The 8,724-nt window shown below is 71.3% G+C and carries 8 protein-coding genes; 3 read left to right on the top strand and 5 right to left on the bottom strand.

What is annotated here, in order from left to right:
• The 3 genes from JWP64_RS01560 to JWP64_RS01570 form a co-directional block, all read left to right on the top strand.
• Nucleotides 1-2,065, top strand: a 2,065-nt coding sequence (locus tag JWP64_RS01560) for a GAF domain-containing protein (RefSeq protein ID WP_297491335.1), incomplete at its 5' end; no start/stop codon positions are given.
• 756 nt (nt 2,066-2,821) lie between these two features.
• Nucleotides 2,822-3,838 carry a dihydroxyacetone kinase subunit DhaK gene (locus JWP64_RS01565; RefSeq protein ID WP_297491337.1) on the top strand — a complete coding sequence of 339 codons (1,017 nt, stop codon included), beginning with the start codon at nt 2,822-2,824 and terminating at the stop codon, nt 3,836-3,838.
• Nucleotides 3,838-4,509, top strand: a complete 672-nt coding sequence (locus JWP64_RS01570; RefSeq protein WP_297491341.1) for a DAK2 domain-containing protein — start codon at nt 3,838-3,840, stop codon at nt 4,507-4,509. The genes JWP64_RS01565 and JWP64_RS01570 overlap by 1 nt, the downstream gene beginning before the upstream one ends.
• A gap of 311 nt (nt 4,510-4,820) precedes the next feature.
• Here JWP64_RS01570 and JWP64_RS01575 read toward each other — a convergent pair whose 3' ends face one another.
• The 5 genes from JWP64_RS01575 to JWP64_RS01595 all read right to left on the bottom strand — a co-directional run bounded on the left by JWP64_RS01575 (nt 4,821) and on the right by JWP64_RS01595 (nt 8,717).
• On the bottom strand, nt 4,821-5,015 hold the full coding sequence (locus JWP64_RS01575; protein WP_297491344.1) for a hypothetical protein: 195 nt from the start codon (nt 5,013-5,015) through the stop codon (nt 4,821-4,823).
• Between the two features lie 526 nt (nt 5,016-5,541).
• Nucleotides 5,542-6,414: a G1 family glutamic endopeptidase gene (locus tag JWP64_RS01580; protein WP_297491347.1), complete on the bottom strand. Its 873-nt coding sequence runs from the start codon at nt 6,412-6,414 to the stop codon at nt 5,542-5,544.
• Nucleotides 6,415-6,642: 228 nt separating this feature from the next.
• Nucleotides 6,643-6,912: a nucleotide disphospho-sugar-binding domain-containing protein gene (locus JWP64_RS01585; RefSeq protein ID WP_366889206.1), complete on the bottom strand. Its 270-nt coding sequence runs from the start codon at nt 6,910-6,912 to the stop codon at nt 6,643-6,645.
• A gap of 301 nt (nt 6,913-7,213) precedes the next feature.
• Complete coding sequence (locus JWP64_RS01590; protein WP_297491349.1) at nt 7,214-7,627, bottom strand: hypothetical protein; 414 nt, start codon at nt 7,625-7,627, stop codon at nt 7,214-7,216.
• 652 nt (nt 7,628-8,279) lie between these two features.
• Nucleotides 8,280-8,717, bottom strand: coding sequence for an alpha/beta hydrolase (locus JWP64_RS01595; protein ID WP_297491351.1), 438 nt, complete (start codon nt 8,715-8,717; stop codon nt 8,280-8,282).
• Between the last annotated feature and the right edge of the window lie 7 nt (nt 8,718-8,724).

An 8,724-nucleotide genomic window follows, 5' to 3' on the forward strand; every position in this document is an offset into this window, starting at 1 on the left:
CTGCCACGTCCTCGCTACCGATGCCACAACCATCGCCCGCCTCGAACCCGACGGCGCGGTGACCGTCCTGGCCTTCGTCGGTGACCTCTCCGGCGGGTTCCCGGCGGGAAGCCGCTGGACGATCGAGTCGCCGCTGCCTCTGGCGGTCGCCGTGCACACCGGCCGCCCGGCCCGCCTCGACGACTTCAGCCAGGTCGCCGGCGCCTACGGCGACCGCCTGCGTCGGCTGGCACTCCGATCGGGGGTCGCAGCGCCGATCATCGTCGAGGGCCGCGTGTGGGGCGCGATCGGCACCGCGACCCGTCGCGAGGATCTTCCGACCGGCACCGAACAGCGCATGCCCGGGTTCACCGAACTCGTCGGCACCGCGATCGCGAACGCCGAAGGCCGCACCCAGCTCGAGGACAGCCGCGACGAACTGCGCCGACTCGCCGAGGAACAGGCCGCGCTGCGCCGCGTCGCCACGCTGGTCGCCCGCGGCACACCACCGGCCGAGGTGTTCGCCGCAGTCGCGCACGAGGTCGGCCACGTCCTCGAGGCCGACGCCACGACCATCGCCCGCCTCGATCCCGACGGCGCGATGACCGTCCTCGCCGTCGTCGGCGATCACTCCGACGATCTGGCCGTGGGCAGCCGCTGGACCCCTGAGCCGCCGCTGGCCCTGGCGGTCGCCTTGCGCACCGGCCGCCCGGCTCGCTGCGACGACTACAGCCACGCCTCCGGCGCGTTCGTCGACGCCACGGTCCGCCGGGTGGGAATCCGGTCGTCGGTCGCGACTCCGATCACCGTGGAAGGGCGTCTCTGGGGCGCGATCGGCACCGGGACCCGGCGCGAGCACCTCCCAGCCGACACCGAACAGCGCCTGGCCGGTTTCACCGAACTCATCGGCACCGCGATCGCGAACGCCGAAGGCCGCACCCAACTCGAGGACAGCCGCGACGAACTGCGCCGACTCGCCGACGAGCAGGCCGCCCTGCGCCGCGTCGCCACGCTGGTCGCCCGCGGGATGCCACCGGCCGAGGTGTTCGCCGCCGTCGCGCACGAGGCCGGCGCCGTCCTCGATGCCGACGGCACCGTCATCGTCCGCCTCGGTCCCGACGGCGCGACGACTCTCGTCGCCAGCGTCGGCGCACACTCCGCCGAGCTCCCGGTGGGCAGCCGCTGGAAGCCTGAGCCGCCCGTGGCCGTGGCGGTCGCCTTGCGCACGTGCCGCCCGGCTCGCTGCGACAACTACAGCCAAGCCCCCGGCGACTACGCCGACGCCGTCCGCCGGCTGGGACTCCGGTCCTCGGTCGCGGCCCCGATCACCGTCGAGGGGCGACTGTGGGGCGCGATCGGCGCCGGGACGCGGCACGGGCGTTTCCCGGCCGACACCGAACACCGCATGGCCGGGTTCACCGAGCTCATCGGCACCGCAATCGCCAACGCCGACAGCCGCGCCCAGCTCACTGCGTCGCGGGCCCGGATCGTCGCCGCCGCCGACGACGCCCGCCGCCGCATCGAACGCGACCTGCACGACGGCACCCAGCAACGCCTCGTCGCGATCAGCCTCACGTTGCGCCTGGCCCAGGCCACCGTGCCCGCGGACCTGTCCGAGCTCCGGAGCCAGCTCGGCCGAGTCACCGACGAGCTCACCGAGGCGACCGAGGAGCTCCGCGAGCTCGCCCGCGGCATCCACCCGGCAATCCTGTCCGAGGGCGGGCTCGGGCCGGCCCTGCGGACCCTCGCCCGCCGCGCCGCGATCCCGGTGGAACTCGACATCCGCACCGACACCCGCCCCGCGGAGCCGATCGAGGTGGCCGCCTACTACGTCGTGTCCGAAGCGCTCACCAACACCACCAAACACGCCCGCGCCTCCCACACGGACGTCACCGTCGAACAGCGCGACACCCAGCTGCACCTGTCGATCCGCGACGACGGCGTCGGCGGCGCCGATCCCGCCGCAGGTTCGGGTCTGATCGGGCTGCGCGACCGGGTACAGGCCCTGGGCGGGACGATCGAGGTCAGCAGCTGCCGGGAGGACGGGACGGCGATCCTCGTCGAGCTCCCGCTGCAACCCCACTGATCCCTCGAACCGCCGGGCGATGCCCGGGCGACGGTCGTGAAACCGGCTGGCCTCCCGGGGCGCCCGAGCACACACTGCGATCGGAGTACCACTTGTGCAGCCCATTCAGCTTTCACCCTGGTGAGCGCGGGGTGTCGTTCCAACGGACCCGGACCTGGCAGGAATCCAGGGATCCCGAGAAGGACGCCGAGCTCGACCGCATTGAGAAGGTGACCAGCAACTTCCCGAACCGCTGCTTCGCGTTCAACCAATTCGGATCGCTCTCGGTGCCCGATATTGTCGGCGCATCTCAGGCGCAGGACACTAGGAGGACGCACCCGGCGATGCTCGACGAGGCGACGGCGGACGCGATGCGCGACGAGCTGGCCGAGGGTGACCCCGATCAAGATCGCCCGTCGAGGTCGGCCCTGGTCGGGTTCGCTCCGTCGAGGTTGGTTTCGGGCAGGTCCGTCTCACCCAACGACACGACCCAAGCGAGCGACGACGACCTCGTCCCGCGCAGGGGGTTCGGTACGCGCATGCTCCAGCTAGCCGGGGGACGTAGATGGGCGGTGGCCGTAGCGACTTGTCTCCGCCGGAAAGCAATTCTGTGGTCATGGATGTCGTCATACCTCCCGAGACCACGATGGTCGTCGCTGCCCAGGAGGCAAGTCGGAAGCTCGCGCTCGAGCTGATGGTCTACGGCGGCAGCCCGCTCGCCTCGCTCGGGAGCGATCCGAGAACCACAGCCGACGACCGTCCTCGGGAGAACGCCTGATGTCCCGTCCCTTCCACCCCGCGGACCAAGACCCGGTGCCGGCCGCGCTGCGCGGGTTCGCCCGTGCCCACGCGGACCTCGTGCAGCTGCACGAGAGACCGACGCACCTGGTCGCGAAGCAGCGCAACGCCAGCCGCCGCGTCGGGCTGGTGTCGGGTGGGGGTTCCGGCCACGAACCGCTGCACGCCGGCTTCCTCGGGCGCGGGATGCTCGACGCCGTCGCCCCCGGCAGGATCTTCGCCTCGCCGCACAACAGGCAGGTCCTCGAGGCCAGCCGGAAGGCCGCCGAGGGGATGAGCGGTGTCGTCCACGTCGTGAAGAACTACACCGGCGACCGGATCAACTTCGGGATCGCGGCCGAGCGGCTGCGCCTGGACGGGATCGAGGTCCGCCGGGTCCTCGTCGACGACGACCTGGCCACTGAGTCCACCGAGACCGCCACCGGGCGGCGCGGGACCGGTGCCACCGTCATCGTCGAGAAGCTGCTGGGAGCCGCGGCGGACACCGGCCTGGACCTCGACGAGCTGGCCGGCCTCGGCGCGCAATTCACCGCGGCGTCGCGCAGCCTCGCCGTCGCGTCCCGGGCGCAGACCTCGATGCACACCGGGCAGCCGTCGTTCTCCCTGGAGCCCGACGAGCTGGAGTACGGCGTCGGGATCCACGGCGAGCGGGCGCAGAAGTCCATCACCCGGCCGCCGACCGAGGAGCTCGTCGACCGGATGCTCGACGAGATCGTGGCAGGCCTCCCGGCGGGGCCCGACGAGGTCCTGGCCGTCGTCAACGGTCTGGGCGGCACCACCCAACTGGAGCTCTACGGACTGCACGAGCTGGTCGCGACCGGTCTGGAGCACCGCGGACTCACGCTGACGGGTGCGCTCGTGGGCACCTTCATCCCGGCCCTCGACATGGCTGGGTTCTCGCTGACCCTGACCCGGATGCAACCGGAGTGGCAGCCGTGGTGGAGCGCGCCGACCGTGACACCTGCCTTCCCCCGCACCAGTGAGGAGACGGCCTGATGCCCTTCGACCAGGAGGCGGTCCTCCGCCGCTTCGCCACCGCCGCCGCCGACGCGCATGCCGAGCTGACCGCCCTCGATCAGCTCAGCGGCGACGGGGACTTCGGCGACAACCTCCGGGATGGTCTCCAGGACGCCGTCGATCGGTTCGAGTCGTCCGGCGGCGCGGCCTTCGCCGTGCTCGGTGAGGTCTTCCTCGACGAGGTCGGCGGCACCAGCGGCCCGCTGCTCGGGCTGCTGTTCACCGAGATCGCCCGCGCACTTTCCACCGACGTGGAGCCGGCGGTGGCCTGGGCGACGGGAACCGCGGCCGGGCTCGACGCGATCCAGCGAGTCGGCGAGGCGCAGGTCGGCGACCGGACGCTGGTCGACGCTCTCGCGCCCGCGGTCGAGGCCCTCCGAGGCGGTGGGCTCGCCGACGCGGCCGAGGCCGCTGCAGCGGGCGCGGCGCACACCGCGGAGCTGCGCGCCCGGATGGGCCGGGCCAGCTACGTCGGCGACCGGGCGAAGGGCCAGCCGGACCCCGGCGCCGTCGGCATCGCGCTTCTGTTCTGGTCGGCCGCGACAGTGACCCACCCCTCCTCCGACCTGCCCCCTCCTCTGCCCTCCGTCACCCGTCGGGCACCCAGCGCCGTGAACGGCCGAACTCCGCCTCGGGCACACCGCACCTGACAATCGTTCCCGCTGCCGCAGGCCGGCGCGATCGGCGGCAGCGACCAGCACGGGTTGCTGGTTCGTTCTCGAGCGCCGAGCCAGCCCGGACGGTCGCCGAACATGCTCGCCTCGATGGCGCAGAGCGCGTGGGCCCGGGCGTAGCCCGCGGCCTGCTCGAGCATCTCCCAGTCCGGAACGTAGGCGAGTGCCGGCCCCACCTCACCATGCACCACCCGCACCCCTGCTCGCTGCCCCGGCCTCGGCGGAGGTCAGGTGAACCGCCGCGCGCAACGGTCGTCGACCCTGCCCTGGTTGAGGCCGACCGGAGATCAGCGCCGAGGACTCCAGGAGCGGCCGCCCTCGTCATGGTCCCCGTGCGGAGCAGGCTCCGGCGGCTCGGCGGACAGCACGGTCTCGCCGTACGCCGTTTCGCCCTCGTTGCTCGCCACGCCGATCGGCAGCTCGAGATCCAGCCGGTCCGGGTCCGCGCCGGGGCTCTGCCGCCGCGGGACCACCCGCGGCAACGCGTCGGTTTGCCTTGCACATCGATGGCCGGCCCCTCGCCAGACATGTGTAAGCGAGGGTGGTGCCCACGCGCCCGGCGCCGACGATGGCACCTTCGAGGTGCGGCGGGCTCTCGGCACCGCAGCGCGGGGTGCCTCGGGCTCGCCGACCGCCTCGAGCAAACCGAGGTTGCGATTCTTCATGGCCTCTCCCCGTAGTTCCCCGGCTAGGCATGGACGTGGAGGTCGAGGCGACCGTTGTCGTCCCGCCATGATCCGCGCCTCGCCCCGTCACGGATACCGCGAACCGCTTCATCGTGTTGCGCACTTGTCTGTCTGGGTGTCGTCAAGTGGCCTGGCTCTACCGTTGATCCATTTGTTCCGGCCGGCAAGAGCGCCTTCGTGGCACCTGGCCGTCGAATCCGGTCCCGTCTCCTCCGGCGCACCGCTGAGGCCGAAGCTTCACAGCCGGACGGACCCGGACGCCGCCTAGTCGTCAGAGCACCAGGTGGCCGCGGCGGCGTGGGTCCGCGCGCCCACGCTGGCCCTACTCGCGGCGAGGTCGGATGGCGAAGCTGCTCCCGGACAGCGAGCCGGTGGCGGTCAAGAAGCCCCGAGGGCCGGTGGCGTCGATGGCGATGGGCTTGGCCGAGCCCATCGGCTTCCCGTCGACAGCGGTGTCGGTGAAGGTGACCGCTCCGAACCTCGGGAACCTGCCTGCCATCGCTTCCAGCACGACCTCGGCGGAGACGTTGGCCCCGGGGAAGGACTTGACCTCGCTCCTCGTCCAGTTCCGGGTGGTGTCACTGATCCTCATCGTGTACTTGCTGCCGCTGCGGGCCACCTCGGCCGTGATCACATCACCGGCCTGGACACGGAGCGGGTAGTAGACCGGAGGCTCCGGGGCCGTCTCGTACCACGCCCGATAGACCGGCGTGCCGGACGAGCAGTCGGTCGCCACGCCGGTCTGCTGGACGGTGCCACTGCCGTAGCCGTCGATACCCACCCATGGCGAGAACGTCTCGGCCGTCGATGTGCAGGTGACCCTAGGTTCGACCCACCGGGCGGACACCGACCGGAAGCCCGTTCCCGTCGCCACATAGCCCGACCAGTTGCCGCCCTTCGCGCTGAAGTCGCCGCCCGGCTGCGGCGCCGGGGGGCGGGAGCCCGGCAGGTCCATGGGAGTGTGTACCGCCGCCGCCGCGGGGGCACCGGGCCCGGCCACACCGGGAGCGACAAGGAGTGCGCCGACACCGAGCACCGCCACCAGTAGGCCCCTGATCCGCACGCCGCCGGTCGGGTTGCCACTTGCTCCGCGCATGTAGTCCTCCCGTCCGGTGTGAATGAGTGTCGTCAAGTGGTCTGGCTCCACCGTTGTCATCGATTCTGGCCCCAGTTCACCACCGAGCGCGGCGAGCAACCTGTAGAGCCAGCGCGTCGGGCGGGTGCTTCAACGGCTCGGGGTCTGTAGTGGGTGGCCAGCCAACAGCCGGGCCCGAGGTAGCTCAGCAGCCGTCGCGGCAGCAGTCGCAGGTGGGATCGCCGCACCACGGACACAGCATGGTGTGGTGGTCATCGGGTTCACCTCCTTCCTGTCTGGTCGCGCATGTATGCCACGGACGGCGTCCTGGCCCCGGCGAGCACCGCATCAGCGTCTTCCACTGGACCGCCGCGCGGCGTGCCGACCAGGTGACCTAGCCAGTGCATTGAGGTCGGCCACCAGCTCGTCGACACCGGGCAGGCCGAGAATCTGGCGTTGGAAGCCGCGAACGGCCTGCCGGTACGAAGAGTCCTCCAGGACCCGGCGACAGGCCGCGGTGAGCGTCGCCGTATCCACTTCGTCCCGGCCCGGCGCGATACCGGAGCCGAGGTCGGCCAGCCGCTGCGCGTTCGCCGGCTGGTCCGCCCGCTGGGGCAGCGCGACGGTGGGTACTCCGGCGGGGTCAGCGTCTCCCGGACGCTGCCGAACCCGGCATGGGTAATGAAGAGATCACAGGTCGGCAGCAGCAGGCGCAGCTGTACGAACGACACCAGTCGCACGTTGACCGGACGCGGGCCGGTCCACTCGGCCAGGGCGGCGTCGCTGCCCGGCGCCACCACCGCGGTCACTGGCAGCGCGCCGAGGGCCTCGACGATCTCGGGAAGGGGAAGCTTCCCGTGCGCGGGCATAGGCAGCACATCGGCGTGCCGACTTGGGGCCATCGCGGCGATATCCAAGGTCACGCGGGCACACCGATCTTCTCGGCGAACAGATGACCGCCCAGTTCGGCGTTCTCCCGCACCACAAGATCTGGCCGGAACCCCGACGCGACAGCCAGCAGGTCCTCGGCCGACCGCAGAGCCGTCTCACCGGCGAACAACCGGCCGAACGTCGCCCCGGTCACCGGCTCGGCCATCTCCTCCGGGATGAACCCGAGATGGCGCGCCCGGTCCGGATCGGCGGCCCGCTGCACTGCGGTCAGCATCCGGGGCAGCGACAGGTGCGGCAGCCCCAGCCGATCCAGGTCCCCGGCCAACGACGGCCCGGGGGCCACCGCGACCTCGCGCCCGGCCTCGCGGATCCCCTCGGCCACCGGCGCGACCATCGGCGCGAAATGCGAGTAGACCGCACCGCAGGTCAACAGAACGCCCACCCTCGAACTCCTATGCCTTACCCGATCCCCGGCTCGTCGACTCACCAAGGCTGACAGGCACTTGTCGACGAACTGTATACATGTAGTCAGTGACACCGTGTCGGCGCCGAGAACCATGTCTCGGCCGCTGGCTGGGGCCTTCTGTTGCGGTACGGGCACCACTGGCAGTGGCTCAACGCCGGCATGATCACCAGTCGTGATGTTTCGACTCACCCATCTGGCGCTGGCGCGGATCTCGGGACTGTCCTGCCGGCACCGGAACGGCGGCGGTTCGGTAGTTGAGCGTTCCATGGCTCATGTCTACGTGGACCCGATCGACGAAAAGTAAATCGTGGTTTGCTCTGTTGCCGGCCGCACGGTCCTCGGTAGGCCGGAACGGGGTCGGCAAAGTCCATTGGCTGATCTCGAGGAGCGTGAGGGCGGGTGGCGTCGCGGGTGATGTCGTAGCCCGGCGGCGCTGTCGGCGGCGTCGGCGAGTCGATCGAGGCTGATCACGAGGTGACCGCGCCGGAGATCGGGCGGCTCCTCCGGGGGCTGGACGGCCTCATCGAGGCTCTCTCGCTGGGGCGAGTGTGTTCCGCTGGAGCCCGACTGTGCCCGGTGACCATGTCTGCTCGCTTCACCAAGAACTCGCGCGGCTCCTGCCGGGGCGCTACTGCGCGGTCACGGTGGACGCGGCCTGCTCGATGAGAGCGGCCACCGCGGCCGGCTGCGATACGTAGATGGAGTGGCTGCCCGCCGCCTCGACCACGGTCGAGCCGGCCCGCTCCGACATGACGCGCTGCGCAGGCGGGGGGATCATCCTGTCGTCGGTCGCAATCAGGTACCAGCTCGGCTTGACCCGCCAGGCGGGTTCGGTGATCGATCCGCCGAGGGCGGCCACGCCCCACGGCACCTGTGAGTCGGCCATGAACGCGGCCTGTGCGGCGGGCAGGTCGCCGGCGAACGAATCGTGAAACTTCTCCCGGTCCAGGAACAGGAATCCGTCCTTCCCCGGGAGGATCGGTGGTACGGGTGCGCCGGGCGGCGGGTCGGCAATGAGCGTGTTCACCGACTCGCCGGCGTCCGGGGCGAACGCCGCGATGTACACCAGCGCC

The organism is Pseudonocardia sp. (assembly GCF_025465255.1).
Classification (GTDB): domain Bacteria; phylum Actinomycetota; class Actinomycetes; order Mycobacteriales; family Pseudonocardiaceae; genus Pseudonocardia.